Raw genomic sequence first — 17,341 nt, forward strand, 5'->3', positions numbered from 1 at the left:
CATGGATGCAACAAATATGAATGTTGAAAAGTCAACCAAGATGCCTAAAAAATTGGCCATCGGATTGTTAATTGGATGTATGAGCTGGATGGGGCCTTATACTGCTTTAAGTGGTACGCTATTACCAGCCAAAATCGGTGTTTTGGATGAGGCACATAAGGTGATGTGGGTTTCAACCTTTGCTTTGATTGCAATGGTTGTCGCAACCATTGCTAATATTATTGAAGGTGCATTATCAGATCGGACGCGGACTAAAATCGGGCGGCGTAAGCCTTGGATTATTGGTGGTACGATTGCATCAGTTATCATGTTTTTCTTTATTTCATGGGCACCAACTGTGCAATTATTGTTAACTTTTTGGGTCATTTACCAGATTGGGTTGAATGCAATTGTGGCACCAATGGTGGCCATCATTTCTGACTCAGTTTCAAAGAAGCATCGTGGGACGGCATCAGCCTTTTATGGGGTTGGAATGTCAGTTGGTGCCTATGGTTCAGCTGCGATTGCTGCACCATTCCTAGGTAATATCACAGGTGGTATTTGGACAATGGCAGGGATACAAGTTGTATTAGCAACGATCTCAATGCTATTGATCAAGCAAAAATCAAGTAAAGATGATGTCTTATTGCCATTGAAGGGTAAGGATATTTTTAATCAATTTATTTTCCCAGTGACTAATGCGCGTGACTTTTACTTAGCAGCGGTTGGTAAATTGTTATTCCAAGTCGCAACCGGAATGTTTATTGGGTACCAACTATATATTTTGACTGATTACATGTTATTAAGCACTGGTAAGACCGCCTCAATCTTGAGTATGATGTCACTTTTGATGATGGTTATTTCAATGGCAATGGGTGCACTAGCTGGTCCATTAGCAGATAAACTAGGGACTTTGAAAATTCCAGTGATGGTTGCGAGTGTCTTGGTTGGAATTGGTGGTTTCATGCCATTTATTTCAAATCAACCTTGGACAATGTTGGCATATGCGGTGATCGCAGGTGTTGGAACTGGTATGTACTTGTCAGTTGACCAAGCATTGAATATTGCAGTTCTGCCAAACCCAGCGACTGCTGCAAAGGATCTTGGAATCATTAATTTGTCAGCAACACTTGGACAAATCATTGGACCGATTGTTGCGGGAATCATTATTAGTTCAATTGGATACCGTTATATGTTTATTGCTGTTGCTGTTTCAGCTATTCTCGGCGGTATCATGATTCTATTCATTAAAAAAGTAAAGTAGAGGGATGATTATGGGACAAGTTAAGGGCGTAAATCTTGGTGGTTGGTTAGTCTTAGAAAAGTGGATGGCACCGCAATTATTCGCGGGAACTGATGCTGAGGATGAATATTATTTGCCACAAGCACTTTCAAAAGATGTTTATGAAGCACGAATGATGATGCATCGTGCGAACTTTATTACTGAGGCGGACTTCTTGCGCATTGCATCATTAGGCATTAACACTGTTCGCTTGCCAGTGCCTTACTTTATTTTCGGGGATCGGCAACCATTCCTTGGTGGTATTGACACACTGGATAATGCCTTTAATTGGGCAGAAAAGTATGGCTTACAAATTCTATTAGATTTGCATACAGCTCCAGGTAGTCAAAATGGCTTTGATAATGGTGGCCTAACAGGCGTTGTGACTTGGGCGCAACAACCTGAAGAGGTTGATTTTGAATTGTCTGTTTTGACCCGTTTGGCTGAACGCTATGGTCAACGACAAGGATTGTATGGGATTGAAGCGCTAAATGAACCGGCAACCCAGCGTGCGTTTGATATGGTTTCAAATCGTTATCAAGCCAAAGAACCTGCAATGGCTGCAAACAATCAAGCGATTTCATTTGAATTCTTATATGAATTCTATACGCGTGTCTATGCAGCGTTACGCCCCATTTTGGCGGATGATAAAATCATCATGTTCCATGATGGTTTTGATTTGACGAAATGGGCGGACTTCTTCACTGCACACGAATTTAAAAATGTTGTGATGGATACACATCATTATTTGATGTTGGCTGAGTTAGCTATCGGTGGTAGTTCGTATGAAAACTATGAACAAGCAATGGCGGTCATCGGCGACAATATTGCAAAATTAGATGCAGTGGTTCCAGTTGTGGTTGGTGAATGGTCACTCTTTAATTCAATGGCTTTGGGTCAAGACTCACAAGGTGGTGTGAACCCAACGCAGGCTGAGTTTAAAGATGAAAAAGGTGATGATCGTGCTAGTGAAGCCGATTTACGTCAAATTTATAATCGACTATGGGAATTACAAATAAAAACTTGGGGAAATGCCAGTGTTGGCTATTTCTACTGGAGTTATAAGATGAATATTGACACGGTGAATGACTCAGCCTGGTATGGTTGGGATTCATGGTCGTTAGATCGCGCAATGAATAAGCAATGGGCGACCACACTTTAATGCGCATTAAGTTTGAATGCTGATTAAGATAGTGTCAAAAGTGGATTCGAGAAAAAAGACGAAATGATTTGTCATGTGACAAGCATTTGGCCTTTTTTTGTATCAAAATAGATGAGATTGGTGCATTTTTTAATCATGAAAATGTCGAAAAATGACACGAATTATGCGGTATACTGGGGATAATTAAATGTTGAGAGGGGTAGTGAGATGGTCGAGTCAAAGTTATTTGGGGTTATTTTAATCGGTGCCACATCGGTTGATTTACAGATTGTTAATCGTAAAAGTGGTAATAAAATCGAAAAAGTACACCATGATACGATTTTGAATGATGAATTATACGATGTTGGCGTTGTGGCACAGGATCAAATCGAACGGGTCATTGTTCAACTACAGGGCTTTCAACAATTATTACGAGATTATGCAGTGACAGATATTCGAATATGGGGCGCCTATTCTTTGGCGAGTGCATCCAATGCGGTCTATGTTGTGGCACAGATTAAGCAAGCGACCGGCTTAAAGATTGAATGGTTAAGTGCCAGTCAAGAAGCATATTATGGACAGTTATCAATGCGCTATGGTGAATCTGACTTAGATTTATCAGTGAATAACCGATTATTTTTGGTGTCGTTGAGCTCTGGCCGTTTGTCTTTAGGCTATTATGAGACTGGCGATCTGAAATGGACCCGTAGTATTAATCTTGGTCCCATGCGTCTAGCCAGTGATTTAGACACATTAGTTGATGAATTTATTGATATTCAAGGGCTAACGCGTGAATTTATTCATAGTAAATTAGCAGACTACACGACGCTGTTACCAACATTTCCACCAGCTAATTTATTAGTCGTGAGCGGGTCACTGGCATTAGGGCAATTATTGAAAACGCCCATTGTATCACGCGATGAATTTTTTAAAACCAATGCACATCTTTTGCGCGCGCCAATTCAAAAATGGTCAGAAAAATTAAATGTCACAGCTAACCAGTTACCAGCTGTGATGCCAGAATTATTACTTTTGGAGGAATTGGTTGCTATTACTCAGGTCGATCAAGTCGGGGTCAGTGAACAACATATGCTACCAGGATTAGTGATGGACGCATTGGGGCAACTTCCCGGAGATGAGATTTTAGCACAAGCGCAAGAATTAAGTCAGCGATTTGGTGTTGAGCCAAAACATCAACAGGCGGTACGTCACTTTTCAGAGCAATTGTTTGACCGCTTAAAAAAGGTGCATGGTCTTGGTAAACGTGAGCGTATATTATTGCAAGTGGCAGCATTAGTGCATGATGTCGGGTCATATCTCAATACTTATCATCACTATGAATATTCTGAAACCGTCATTTTGGCGGCCGAAATGGAAGGCTTAACGCCGGTTGAAAATCGAATGGTAGCCATGATTTCAAGATATCATTCACATGCTGTACCAGGAGATGGGTTGCAAACCGTCAAGCAATTGACCGAAAGTGAATGGATTGTGGTGGTTAAATTAACAGCAATTTTACGACTAGCTGATGCTTTGGATGATAGTCGCTTGCAAAAAATTGAAAAAATAGCGGTATCGACAAAAGCCTATCAAATTGTCGTCACTGGTTACAGTTTGGATAAGCTTTATTTAGAGCAATCAACTTTTGAGGCAAAGGCCAATTTATTTGAGGACGTTTTTGGTCGGCTCATTATTTTAAAACGAAAGGGGCATAACTAATGGTAGTGCAGCAAGGAGAACCTTATATTAACCGTGAAGTGAGCTGGTTGGCATTCAATGGACGGGTGTTAGATGAAGCTAGAGATAAGACGAATCCGTTGTATGAACGTGCAAAATTTTTAGGCATCACACAATCAAATATGGATGAGTGGTTCCAAGTTCGTGTAGCATCATTATTTCAACTTCGGCATGTCAAAGATAAAGTTGATGCGACTGGAATGACGCCGCATGAACAGTTGAAGTTGGTTTCAAAACTCGCTGGTGAACAAATTAATGAACAATACCATGTGTTAAATCGGTTAATTATGCCAGCCCTAAAAAAGGATGGCTTACAACTGGTCTTAGCCAATGAATTAACAGTAGCGCAACGACAAGAATTATTACATTATTTCCAAACGTCAGTCTTGCCGATTTTAACGCCCATGGCTGATGATCAAACGCGGCCGTTCCCATTTTTAGCGACGGATACCCTTAATTTAGCGGTTAAATTACGCCGAAAGGGGCAAGAGCGTTTTGCGATTGTGCAAGTGCCACTCATTTTAAATCGGGTGATTCCGATTCCTGAAAGCACGAACCAGTATATTTTATTGGAAGAGTTAATTAAAGCGTTTATTGAAGCGCTATTTGTTGGTTATTCAGTTGAGGCCGTCTATCACTTCCATATTCTACGCGACATGGAGTTAGATATTGCAGATGATGAGGGACCAAATCTACTGGCTGAAGTACAACAAAAATTATTCGAGCGGGAACGTGGGGCAGTCATTCGCCTAGTCCATGAAAAGGGCATGACTAAGAAAATATTAACGCGATTAATTAAGGCGTTGCATGTTCACGAAGAACGTGTTTACAGTGTTTCTGGTCCGGTTGACTTAGGTTACTTAAGTGAGTTAGTTAAATACGGTCAAAATGATGCCGAACGTTTTACACCTTTTAAGGGCTTTTTAGATGAACGATTAGCGGATGAGCGTATCTTTGAAGCAATTGATGCTGGTGATATTTTACTGCATCATCCTTATGATAGCTTTACACCGGTTGTGAATTTAATTCATCAAGCAGCCAAGGATCCAGATGTTCTAGCAATTAAAATGACGCTTTATCGGGTTTCAGGAAATTCACCGATTATCGCGGCATTGAGTGATGCGGCTCGTGCTGGGAAACAAGTGACAACGCTAGTCGAAGTGAAAGCGCGTTTTGATGAAGAAAATAATGTGCACTGGGCACAAGAATTGGAACGACAAGGCGTCCACGTCATTTATGGCTTGAAGGGGTTAAAGACCCACGCAAAGATTGCATTAGTTGTGCGTCGCGAAGGTGACGATATTAAACGTTATGTGCATATGGGTACTGGTAATTATAATGATGTGACCGCCCATTTTTATACAGATATGGGCTTGCTGACGACTAATGCAGAAATTGGTCTTGATGTCGCGGCAGTTTTTAATGTTTTAACGGGTTATTCTGATCCAGATTACTTTAATCATGTGTATATGTCGCCAGATGGCATTCGTGATGCATTGGTCGATCAATTACAAGCTGTTAAAAAAGCGCATCAAAATGGGCAATCAGTTAAAGTGCGTTTAAAGACAAATTCGCTTTCTGATTTAAAGATGATCGATGAAATTGTAGCCACGAGCCAATCAGGCGTACCGGTTGAGATGATTGTTCGGGGTATATCGATGGTGGAACCCGGTGTTGCTGGTAAAACAGAGAATTTAGCGATTCATTCTATCGTTGGTCGATTATTAGAGCACAGCCGAATTTACATTTTTGAGATTGCTGGGCAACAACAAGTTTTCTTGTCATCGGCAGACTTAATGTCACGGAATTTAGATCGCCGGATTGAACTCATGTTTCCAATTCTAGATGAAGCATTAGCTGCACAGGTTGTGGCTGACTTTGATTTAATGTGGTCAGATAATGTTAAAACGCGGGTCTTACAAGTTGATGGGACATGGAAGAAAGTGAATCGTCGGAATGTCGCAGCAATTGATGCACAAGAGCAACTCATTCAGCAATCACTTGAACGACAAAAAAATCAAAAACGGGCTTATGTTGATCAATTAAATAATCAGACACAATTTCAACCAATGAATAACCCCTTTCAAAAATAAGATAGATTATTGTTAAATTGATGATAAAAGATGCAATCATGTATGATAAACGATAAAATAGAATAGAAATCACGATGTGATCGGACATTAATTAGTAAATCAGATATGAGTATCAGGCAGAATGAGGGGCATTGAAATGAAGACGCGTAGCTCAAGATATGAAAAAAGTGAATCAACTTATTCAACTGAAAAAGTCGTGGCGTTGGCTGAAAAACTTGGATTTTCATATCCACTTTGGCGTTCAGTGTTTTTTGGGCAAAAGCTAGAACTGCGAAAGGTAGCAGATCCAACGGTTCTTGACCACGAAGAAAAAATATTAGATATGGCACCGGTACGATTTAATGGGGCTAAAGCATTATTAGTCGTTACAGACGTCGCAGTGCATATTTTGAATTATGGTTTGTTTGGCAAAGTTGGTGCCAATAATGAAACGGTCTATTGGTCACGAATTATTGGTTCTAATCCAACGCATCACCTGATTAGAGGTGAAATTGAATTAAATACTGGTACGGCTAATGAAAATGATTACCATCTCACACATGTGTGGCATGGAGATCTCGATCGCGTGACACAAACGATTCACCATCAATTGCAACTCGTGAATCAAACCAATCATAAAGCAGCGGCACAGAGTGAGACAGCCATTTCATTGGCCGAACAATTGGCTCAAATCAACGCAGCAGTGGCAAATGGTACGATTACGAGTGAAGATGCTGCACGTGCAAAAGATAAATTACTTTCGTGATGATAGTGATGTCATCATGAAATTAGTCTGGTTTAGAAAGAGGGCTAAGTCAATGGCAGTAATAACAGTGATAGATTTGGGTTCAAATTCAACTCGAATGACGATTAGTCGCGTTCATCATGATGGGTCGTATGAGGCTCTCTATCGTGATCAATCGATGGTGCGTTTGTCTGAAGGCATGGGTATCGATAAGACCTTGCAGAAGCCGGCTATGGCGCGCACAATTAAAATCATGCAAACGTTTATGGCGGCGGCCAAAAAATATCAAACGGATCAATTAATTGCGGTGGCAACAGCAGCCGTCCGACAGGCACAGAATGCGGATGCTTTCAGTAAGCTCCTTAAAAAAGAAACGGGGATAACTTTACGGATTCTTTCAGGCGATGAAGAAGCGTATTATGATTATCTAGCGGTAATTAATACTCTGCCAACCGAGGATTTTGTGATTATGGATACTGGTGGTGGTTCAGTTGAGTTGGTTCAGGTACAAGGACGAAAAGCGATGCAAATGCTATCCGTTCCGATTGGGGCGGTTAATCTTTCTGAGACCTTTTTTAAAGGGCAAACCGTATCAGCAACTGAATTATTTCGTGCGACAATCAGCGTTGAAAAACGATTTGATAATATTGCCTGGTTACAGAATGTTAAAAACCTGCCCATTGTCGCGTTGGGTGGTTCAAATCGAACGTTTGCTAAAATTGCTCGCCGTCAACGGCAAGAAACGGACTTACCAGTGCATGGGTACCGGTTAAGTGCTGAAGATTGTTATACTATTTTTGCTGATGTTATCTCTAAAAACGTTAGTTCGCGTGGCAAAATACCTGGTCTTGCTAAAGAACGTGCTGATATTATTGTGGGGGGAATGTTGCCACTCATTACAGGTCTTCGAACGATTGATGCACCACATGTTGTTTTCTCTCAGGCATCGCTGCGAGAAGGAATTGTTTTTGAATATATTATGCAAAAGACTGGGCAAAAAATTATTGCACCAATGCCAGGTGCAATGACACAAGATGATGATGAAAACTAGACCTAGATGGGTTAAGAAATAAAGAGATGAGTAGGAATTAAATGCGATTAACGACGAAAAAAATTACCTTAATGGCTATGTTGACAGCTTTATTGGTGACAATGCAATATGTATTAGCACCATTTCCAAATATTAAGCCATTAACGGCAATTTTGATGCTCTTAGTGTTGTTCTTGGGACGAACTGAGGCGGTGGTTGTTAGTATACTTACGATATTGTTAAATGGCTTATTAAATGGGTTTGGCATCTGGATTTTAGGTCAGATTATAGGCTATGTGGTGATCCTTTATTTATTTTCTTGGCTAAGCCGTTTATCGCAGTCAACTCTTATTCAAAGTATTTTTGTAACGCTGCTTCCTTTTTTGTATGGGTTGATTAATACAATCTTCATGCTGGGCTTGTTTGGGCACCAAACATTTATCGCTTTGTGGTTAGCCGGTTTACCGTTTGATGGGGTACATGCGCTATCAACACTATGTTTTTTCATTCTTTTGAAACCAATTTTTCAAAAGCTCCCCTTTTTTCAGGGTAATTCGATACAATAGAAGAAGTGAATAATCTCAATTAGAAAATGAAATGATAAAATCGATTAGATAATTAATGAACGAATGAAGCGAGGAACAGCAATGGCGAATAAAGAAGATAAGGTCGATGCAAAACAATTTTTAGCAATGCTTTTGCAATATAGTCGTGATGAGCATTTTAATCATATTAACTTTAGTGTGCGCTTGAATCGTAATCCCGCTTATACGCGTCAGGTGCTCAATGTGAATTTAAAACGCGTATCAAAAAAATATGGTAACGATGAGCGTGTTTATACAAGTATGACGGCTGAGGTAGGTAGTCAAATTCTATCCCTCTTGAATCAATTAAAAGAAGAGATGTATGGTAGTGGTGCGGATAAAATTATTTGGCAAACCGCGTTGTTAAATCGAACAGATCAAGAATTTGGGTATCGTCAGATTCGAGAACGAGATCAGTATAATAATTTGGAATTTGAGCTATTACTATAAAGAATGGCGATAGTAGGAAGAGGTAATGAAGTACATGCAAACTCGGCATAAAAAAACCAAACGTCGTCTGGTGTTTGAAAATATTGCGTCAGTTGTGTTAATGATCATTACTGTTTTCTTTGCTGCCAGCGCTTTAACGGCACTTATTATTAGCATCGAACAAGTGACGGTGTTTGTGATGAAAGGGCGTTGGATTAATACGTATACTAATGTTTATGGCAACGCATGGGGCGTGGTCTTGTGGCATTTTCTAATGATTTTTTTAATCATTTCTTATTGGTCGCTGCTTGAAGTCTTTCATCCATTAGTTGAGCCGGGTTCATACCCAATCAATCAATATTTAAATGAACAAAATGAAGACCAATGATGTGTTGTCAAACAATCGTTGGTTTTTATTTTTTGATTCTTAAGACGGAATATTAGGTTTTATTTAATTTTTGACATAATTTGTTATACTTAGTGTATGAATAAAAATGAAAAGAGGGACGATGATGGCAAGTGAATGGATTACAATTCATGGTGCGCGCGCCCATAATTTGAAGAATGTTGATGTTAAAATTCCACGTGATAAATTTGTCGTGATGACAGGACTATCAGGTTCAGGGAAAAGTTCACTGGCTTTTGATACACTCTATGCTGAAGGTCAAAGGCGGTATGTTGAAAGCCTTTCTGCATATGCACGACAATTTTTAGGACAAGCCGATAAGCCAGATGTTGATGCGATTGATGGTCTTAGTCCTGCCATTTCAATTGATCAAAAAACGACGTCTAAAAATCCGCGGTCAACGGTCGGAACAGTGACTGAAATCAATGATTATTATCGTTTATTGTACGCACGTGTTGGGACACCGGATGCCCCAGCAGATGGAACGATTATTAAGCCTTCGATTGATCAAATGCTGAACGAATTAAATGCAACTTTGGCCGAAGGCACCCGTTTGCAAATTTTATCCCCAATTGTTCAGCATAAGCGTGGGTCACATGCGACCGCTTTTGAACGTATTAAAAAAGAAGGTTTCATCCGGGTCATGGTCGATGGTGAACTTCGTGATATTTCAGAAGACTTTCAATTAGACAAAAATAAATATCATGATATTGCGATTGTTGTTGACCGAATTGTTTTGCGAGAATCGTCGCGGACGCGTCTTTTTGAGTCATTTGAAGCAGCCATGACAATGGCAGATGGGCTAGTGAGTGTGGCTGTTGTTGATGGAGAGACATATACGTTTTCAGATCATTATACTGGCGCCTTAAAAGAGTTTGGCGTTGGAAAACTGTCTCCGGCACTCTTTTCTTTTAATGCACCTTTGGGCGCCTGTCCAGTATGTAGTGGTTTGGGTATGACTTTAGAGGTGGATATGGATTTAGTTATCCCCGATCCAACGTTGACCCTAGCAGAGGGTGCCATTGCCGCTTGGAATCCAATTTCATCAAAATATTATCCTGAGATGTTACGGCAATTTGCTGAGCAATTTGATATTCCAATGGATCAGCCATTTGAAAAGTTGACAACGGTTCAACAACAACTAGTTTTGTATGGTGCTGACGACCAAACCTTCCATTTCCATTATGAAAATGATTTTGGTGGTGTGAGAGACATTGATTCAGAATTTGAGGGGGTGATTAATAATATTGAACGCCGCTATAAAGAGTCAAATTCTGACTTCACTCGAGAAGTCATGCGCACATATATGAATGCACTACCATGTAGTGCGTGCCATGGTTATCGACTTAACCCTGCCGCTTTGTCGGTTAAAATTGGTGGTAAACATATTGGTGAAGTATCTGAGATGCCCGTTGATGAAGAACTTGAATTCTTTGAGGGGTTAACTTTTGGTGAACAGGACACTGAAATTGCGCGTCCAATCAGTAAAGAAATTCGCGATCGACTCAGCTTTTTGAAAAATGTTGGTTTGGACTATTTGACCTTGTCGCGTTCAGCACGGACATTATCGGGTGGCGAAGCACAACGAATTCGATTGGCAACGCAAATTGGATCAAATTTATCAGGTGTTATGTATGTGTTAGACGAACCATCAATTGGCTTACACCAACGTGATAACGATCGACTCATTAATTCATTGAAAAAGATGCGTGATTTGGGAAATACCTTAATCGTTGTCGAACACGATGAAGACACGATGCGCGCAGCCGATTACCTAATTGACGTTGGCCCTGGCGCGGGTGAACATGGTGGCCAAATTATGGCTTACGGAACGCCAGCTGAAGTCGAAGCCAACCCTCAGTCACTGACGGGGCAATATTTAACGGGAAAGAAATTTATTCCGGTACCTAAGAAGCGGCGCGAAGGTAATGGTGAGAAAATCACATTAACGGGTGTCTCAGAAAATAATCTTAAAAATGTATCCGTTGATTTTCCGTTGGGTGAATTTGTTGCAGTTACGGGTGTTTCTGGCTCAGGAAAATCATCATTGGTCAACGGGGTTTTGAAAAAAGCCCTCAAGCGAGAAATTAACCATAATTCTGAAAAGCCAGGTGCTTATAAACACATGACAGGTTATGAGCAAATTGACAAAATTGTCGACATTGATCAAAGCCCAATTGGCCGGACACCACGTTCTAATCCTGCAACATACACTGGCGTTTTTGATGATATTCGTGATTTATTTGCCCAAACGAATGAAGCAAAGATTCGTGGTTATAAAAAAGGTCGTTTCTCATTTAATACCAAGGGAGGACGTTGTGAGGCCTGTAAAGGTGATGGCGTTCTAAAAATTGAGATGAATTTTTTGCCCGATGTTTATGTGAAGTGTGAAGTTTGTGGTGGGACACGTTTTAATTCTGAAACGTTGGAAGTCACATATCGTGGGTTAAATATTGCACAAGTCCTTGATTTAACAGCTGAGCAAGCGCTAGAATTTTTTGCAGCGATTCCTAAAATACGTCGGAAATTGCAAACTATTGTTGATGTTGGACTTGGTTATGTCCAATTAGGACAATCAGCAACCACATTATCGGGTGGTGAAGCGCAACGTATGAAATTGGCCTCTGAATTACAAAGGCGTTCAACAGGAAAAACCTTCTATATTTTGGATGAACCGACAACGGGATTGCATGTTGATGACATTGCCCGCTTATTGGAAGTCTTACAACGATTGGTTGATGGTGGCAACACAGTATTAGTGATTGAACATAATTTAGACGTGATTAAAACGGCTGATTGGTTGATTGATCTTGGTCCCGAAGGGGGTCAAGGTGGTGGTACTATCTTAGCAACTGGTACACCAGAAACAATTGCCAAGGTTAAGAAATCGTATACTGGACAATATTTAGGTCCCATTATCAAGCGTGATAAAGCACGTGCGAAAGTACAAAAGGTTGATAAATAATCAAAGCCAGACCTGAATGAATCAATCAAAGGGTGCTTGTGAGTTGAAAAGATTCATAATGCGTGTATACTAAACCTTTGTAAGTAAGAAGATTGCTAGAAAGCCTAGGCTTTCCGTCCCTATTTGCACAAATTTAAACAAATTGGAGATCTTATATTATGGCAGAACGTATGGATGTAGCATCAGCACGACGGAAAATGAAGAGTCCAAACATTAAGACTCGCAAACGCGCATTAAAAGCATTGCATGATGCCCGGCGCGCCAGTGCTAGCAAGAAGTAAATGAAAAAGTACGATTCTAATTTTTAGAGCCGTACTTTTTTAATGATTAAACTGCACTGACTTACAATAAATTGGCAACAATTAGCCCAAAATATTTTGGATAGACAAAGCAGTGTAAAAAGATTAGAATAGCACTTTGTAGAGATTCGAACGATACGGTATGAAATGGTATCTATTGATTAGACATACGTTATAAGGGAGAAAAGGATTATGTGGCGCTATTTGAAGCGTGTGTTGATTGGTAAACCTTTAAAAACATTAGATGAAGGTTCACAACATTTAGGGAAGGGTAAGGCGTTAGCGTTATTATCTTCCGACGCACTATCATCAGTGGCTTATGGAACTGAACAGATTACAACAGCTTTGTTGGCTGCTGGCTCGTTGGCTTTATGGCTACAATTGCCAATTGCCTTACTTGTTTTGGTTCTATTAGGCGCTATTACGTTATCATATCGACAAATTATTCATGCGTATCCATCAGGTGGTGGGGCGTATATGGTGACATCAAAAAACTGGGGGAAGCTACCTGGGCTTGTTGCAGGCGGATCACTGTTGGTTGACTATATGTTGACGGTCGCCGTATCTGTGACTTCAGGGACAGCTGCGATTATATCAGCAGTGCCAAGCCTTCATCAGTATGCAATTCCGATTGCAGTTATCATTGTCTTGATTTTAATGGGGATTAATTTACGTGGGGTGCGTGAGTCAGCTGGATTCTTAACTATTCCAGTGTATGCGTTTATCGCGATGATGACCTTTATGATTTTATATGGATTGTATAACATTGTAACTGGTCAAGTAGCTTATCATGCGACAGCGGCAGTTGGAACCAGTTTTAAAGGCCTGACGTTACTTTTGTTTATGCGCGCATTTTCAAGCGGATCCTCTTCTCTAACTGGTGTGGAAGCTATTTCAAATGCGGTGCCTAATTTCAAAGAACCTAAGCCACGCAATGCTGCAGGAACATTGGTCTTGATGTCGATTATTCTTGCCTTCTTCTTTGCTGGTGTGACGATGCTATCATATTGGTATGGTATTCGGCCAGGTGGGCACACAACCGTCTTAGCCCAAATTGGGACGGCTGTTTTTGGTCATGGTGTATTGTTCTATCTTTTGCAAATTGCAACCGCAATGATTTTAGCTGTGGCAGCGAATACAGGCTTTTCTGCCTTCCCACAATTGGCCTTTAATTTAGCTAAAGATAAATTTATGCCACATATCTATTTGGATAAGGGTGATCGACTTGGATACTCAAATGGTATTGTATCCTTGGCGATTGGGTCAATTATCTTAATCTTTATTTTCCACGGTTCAACGGAAGCGTTGATTCCATTATATGCGGTGGGTGTGTTCGTGCCGTTCACTTTATCGCAATCGGGAATGATTATTCACTGGTGGCGCGAACGAGAAGGATTTTGGATTGGAAAGGCCATCATTAACTTCGTTGGTGCTGCAATTTCAGCAGTGCTAGTTGTGACCTTGTTTATGTTGCATTTTACAGGTGTTTGGCCATATTTGATTATTATGCCAGTGCTACTGCGCATTTTCTTAAAAGTGAACAAGCATTATCGGATTGTTGCTAAACAGTTGAAGGTGATTTCAAATGAACCAATTAAAAGACATCATTACGAGGGTTCTGAGGTTATTATTTTAGTTTCAAATTTGACGCGTGTGACAGCCGAAGCGGTTGATTATGCGAAATCAATTGGAGATAAGGTTTTGGCTTTGCATGTGTCCTTTGATTCTAATCCTGAGCGTGAATATCGTTTAGGCGTTGAATTTAAGCGCGAGTTCCCCGATGTTCGTTATGTCGATGTTCATACATCATATCGGTCAATCACGGTACCGGCCTTACGTTTTGTTGATGAAATTGCTAAGGGTGCCAAGGAACGCAACCGGTCATTAACGGTATTGATTCCACAATTTATTCCGCACGCATCATGGCAGAATGCTTTGCATAATCAAAATAGTCTGCGTTTGCGTTCAGCATTAGCAACACGAGACGTAACCGTCGCGACCTATTATTTCCATTTATCTGAGTAAATTAACAAAACTATCGATTAATTTGACAGTGACGTCGTTATTGGACGAGTGACTGTTTAAATTGAAGATAGTTTTTTATTAACGAGATTTTTGATTGATAGGCTGTGTATCGGCTATAATAAGTAAGAAAACAAATAGGAGGGTAGACGATGGATTATACGATTGAAGATGTCCGCCATGAACTGCAATTGCTCCGAGAACGTGTCCATCAGGGAGAGTTATTGGATTCATTAGGGAGTGAAATTGGTCGGTTGTTGGATGAATTAGATTTTGATGCGCCAACGTCAGTGCATCAACTGTCAGAGGGCGAAGTAGCCGCTTTAATGCTCAAGGTGAGTGCGATTCAAGAAAAATTAAATGCGAATGAAACAATTGTCTTATCAGATCAAGAAGTGATTAACTTATTAAATGGTTTACGACAAAGTGATTTAGAAATTCGCGATCACGGTGTCTTTTTAACAGTCATGCAGGGATTGCAACAGGGCATGTTTTCTGATGATCAGATTGTGCTGATGACGCGGTATTTACTTCAAAATCGCGTGATTTTATCACATATCGACACGTCTGAATCGGATGGTGTATTTTTGCGGTCCTTTGCGGTGTTTACTTTAGCGCTATTATTTTATGCTAATCGCCGCCAAGCATTGGATTTGTTTGGGGATGATTTACGGTCGACAGCAGTTGATCAGATTGCGACATATATTGCTTTAGAACGTGATACCCGTGGCTTTGTAGATCAAAAAGGTTGGGCGCATGCCTTTACACATATTGGTAATTTACTCGATGAATTAACAATGGATCCTAATTTATCACGTGCGGATAAGATATTTTTGGAAACGATATTAATTGAACGAATGAAACGATTAGATACGCCATTAATGATGGGAGAAATTGGGCGTATTTCAGCCTATTTGACGGCCTGGGTTAATACCAACGATATTTACGCGACGTATTTTTTAAAACAGTTAAAACAATGGCGACAAGAGATGACACGTCAGTTGCAACAAGAGTCAGAAGCTGGGTGGCATCGCTATTACAATCAAACCCATTTACAAGCATCGCTCCTCATGCAGCCAAAATTACCTCAGGCGATCCATGAGTATCTTGATGATGCCCGCCAATTTTTAATTTAGTCTAAAAAAGCAAATGAAACAGTAATTCATGAGCATGGATTTGGTACAATGAGAGATACTAAACGATGTATCAAGAGATAAATAAGAGGGACCATAAATGACTGACAAGTTACACATTGCAATGCTGTTCGGTGGTAATTCATCCGAACATGACGTATCAAAACGTTCTGCACATAATATTTATGATGCAATGGATAAAAGTAAGTATGATGTTACAATCTTTTTGATCTCAAAAGCAGGCTATATTTTAACGCCTGAGGATTCTTGGCGAGTCTTTGAAGGTGAAGATGAAGATGCTATTGTTGAAGCAGCAATGGCTAAGTTGGATTTGGATGCGCCATTGGCACCAATTGTAAATTTGGGTGAAATTTCAAAAATTGATTTATTCTATCCAGTCGTGCATGGCAATCTTGGCGAAGATGGCACATTACAATCGCTCTTCCGCTTGTTGCAAAAGCCATATATCGGGCCAGGAACAGCAGCATCAGCATTATCATTTGATAAGGATTTGACGAAACGAATTTTAAATCAAGCGGGTATTCGAAATACCGATTATGTGCTGATCACAGATCAAAATAAGCAAGATTATTCATATGACCAATTGGTATCAAAACTTGGTACAGAGGTCTTGTTCGTTAAAGCTGCTAAGCAAGGGTCATCGGTTGGCATCTCGCGGGTTACAAATGAGGCCGAATACCAAGCCGGTTTAACCGATGCTTTCCAATATGATTATAAAGTTTTAGTTGAGGCTGCACTTAATCGTCCGCGCGAAGTTTTCATTTCTGTTTTAGGGAATGAGACGCCCCGTGTTTCAAAAATTGGCGGTATTGAATTACCAACCACTGATGTTTGGTATGATTACAATAATAAATTTGTTGATGCTTCAGGTATGGTTTTTGAATTACCAGCAACTTTGCCCGAGGCATTAACTAAAGAAATTGAACAAATGGCAATTGATGCCTATCGTGCGCTTGGTCTGGTTGGCTTGACACGGATGGACTTCATGGTCGATGAAGATGGCACACCATATCTAGGGGAACCTAATACGTTACCAGGCTTTACGAATATTTCGTTATATCCACAGATGTGGCAAGTTTCGGGCTTGAGCTATTCAGCTTTGATTGATGAAATCATTGCTTATGGGTTAGCTGAATTTGAACGAAATGCCAAAATTTCTTATGATTTTGTCTCATTGGGAGAAGAGCACGTCGGAGAGAAAAAGTATAACGCACAAATTACTGAATAAAAGCGAACAAAAAAGTTGTGAGATATCACAACTTTTTTTAATTGTCATCGTATGATTATAAATGTCGTTTAAAGTTAAAATGGAATATATTGTTTACATTATAAATTCATATATATAGTATGATTTTAATTTTTGTAGTATAAACTGGAAACTCACGAGTTGGTTGCACGGTGCAACTAACCAGTATATAATGCTAAGTATCAATGAAACCGATTGCAAATGGTTTTAGTTGATATTTGAACATACTTTATATGAGATGATAAGGAGC

14 protein-coding genes are annotated in these 17,341 nt (G+C 40.1%); all 14 read left to right on the forward strand.

The window, feature by feature from the left end:
• Position 1 precedes the first annotated feature (1 nt).
• The 14 genes from H9L19_RS04535 to H9L19_RS04600 all read left to right on the forward strand — a co-directional run bounded on the left by H9L19_RS04535 (position 2) and on the right by H9L19_RS04600 (position 17,073).
• Positions 2-1,243, forward strand: coding sequence for an MFS transporter (locus H9L19_RS04535; protein ID WP_187528530.1), 1,242 nt, complete (start codon positions 2-4; stop codon positions 1,241-1,243).
• A gap of 10 nt (positions 1,244-1,253) precedes the next feature.
• Positions 1,254-2,423, forward strand: coding sequence for a glycoside hydrolase family 5 protein (locus tag H9L19_RS04540; RefSeq protein WP_243198120.1), 1,170 nt, complete (start codon positions 1,254-1,256; stop codon positions 2,421-2,423).
• 207 nt (positions 2,424-2,630) lie between these two features.
• Positions 2,631-4,121 (forward strand): Ppx/GppA phosphatase family protein, encoded by a 1,491-nt coding sequence (locus H9L19_RS04545; RefSeq protein ID WP_187528532.1) that lies wholly within the window; start codon positions 2,631-2,633, stop codon positions 4,119-4,121.
• A complete protein-coding gene (locus H9L19_RS04550) occupies positions 4,121-6,232 on the forward strand; it encodes an RNA degradosome polyphosphate kinase (RefSeq protein WP_187528533.1) in 2,112 nt (703 codons plus the stop codon). The genes H9L19_RS04545 and H9L19_RS04550 overlap by 1 nt, the downstream gene beginning before the upstream one ends.
• A gap of 136 nt (positions 6,233-6,368) precedes the next feature.
• Positions 6,369-6,977: a hypothetical protein gene (locus H9L19_RS04555; RefSeq protein WP_187528534.1), complete on the forward strand. Its 609-nt coding sequence runs from the start codon at positions 6,369-6,371 to the stop codon at positions 6,975-6,977.
• A gap of 52 nt (positions 6,978-7,029) precedes the next feature.
• Entirely contained in the window at positions 7,030-8,007 is a 978-nt protein-coding gene (locus tag H9L19_RS04560) for a Ppx/GppA family phosphatase (RefSeq protein WP_187528535.1), read from the forward strand.
• A 41-nt stretch (positions 8,008-8,048) separates the two neighbouring features.
• Positions 8,049-8,552, forward strand: a complete 504-nt coding sequence (locus tag H9L19_RS04565) for an ECF transporter S component (RefSeq protein WP_187528536.1) — start codon at positions 8,049-8,051, stop codon at positions 8,550-8,552.
• Between the two features lie 63 nt (positions 8,553-8,615).
• Entirely contained in the window at positions 8,616-9,020 is a 405-nt protein-coding gene (locus tag H9L19_RS04570; RefSeq protein ID WP_243198121.1) for a hypothetical protein, read from the forward strand.
• A gap of 25 nt (positions 9,021-9,045) precedes the next feature.
• On the forward strand, positions 9,046-9,387 hold the full coding sequence (locus tag H9L19_RS04575; protein ID WP_243198122.1) for a hypothetical protein: 342 nt from the start codon (positions 9,046-9,048) through the stop codon (positions 9,385-9,387).
• A gap of 124 nt (positions 9,388-9,511) precedes the next feature.
• The gene (gene uvrA / locus H9L19_RS04580) at positions 9,512-12,370 is read left to right on the forward strand and encodes an excinuclease ABC subunit UvrA (RefSeq protein WP_187529918.1); all 2,859 of its coding nucleotides are present in this window, start codon (positions 9,512-9,514) and stop codon (positions 12,368-12,370) included.
• Between the two features lie 158 nt (positions 12,371-12,528).
• Complete coding sequence (locus tag H9L19_RS04585) at positions 12,529-12,651, forward strand: putative metal homeostasis protein (RefSeq protein WP_187528537.1); 123 nt, start codon at positions 12,529-12,531, stop codon at positions 12,649-12,651.
• A 210-nt stretch (positions 12,652-12,861) separates the two neighbouring features.
• Positions 12,862-14,694 (forward strand): APC family permease, encoded by a 1,833-nt coding sequence (locus H9L19_RS04590; RefSeq protein WP_187528538.1) that lies wholly within the window; start codon positions 12,862-12,864, stop codon positions 14,692-14,694.
• 149 nt (positions 14,695-14,843) lie between these two features.
• Positions 14,844-15,827 carry a DUF2785 domain-containing protein gene (locus tag H9L19_RS04595; protein WP_187528539.1) on the forward strand — a complete coding sequence of 328 codons (984 nt, stop codon included), beginning with the start codon at positions 14,844-14,846 and terminating at the stop codon, positions 15,825-15,827.
• Between the two features lie 97 nt (positions 15,828-15,924).
• Complete coding sequence (locus H9L19_RS04600) at positions 15,925-17,073, forward strand: D-alanine--D-alanine ligase family protein (RefSeq protein WP_187528540.1); 1,149 nt, start codon at positions 15,925-15,927, stop codon at positions 17,071-17,073.
• Positions 17,074-17,341 lie beyond the last annotated feature (268 nt).

Source organism: Weissella diestrammenae, assembly GCF_014397255.1.
In the GTDB taxonomy this organism is placed as follows: Bacteria; Bacillota; Bacilli; order Lactobacillales; family Lactobacillaceae; genus Weissella; species Weissella diestrammenae.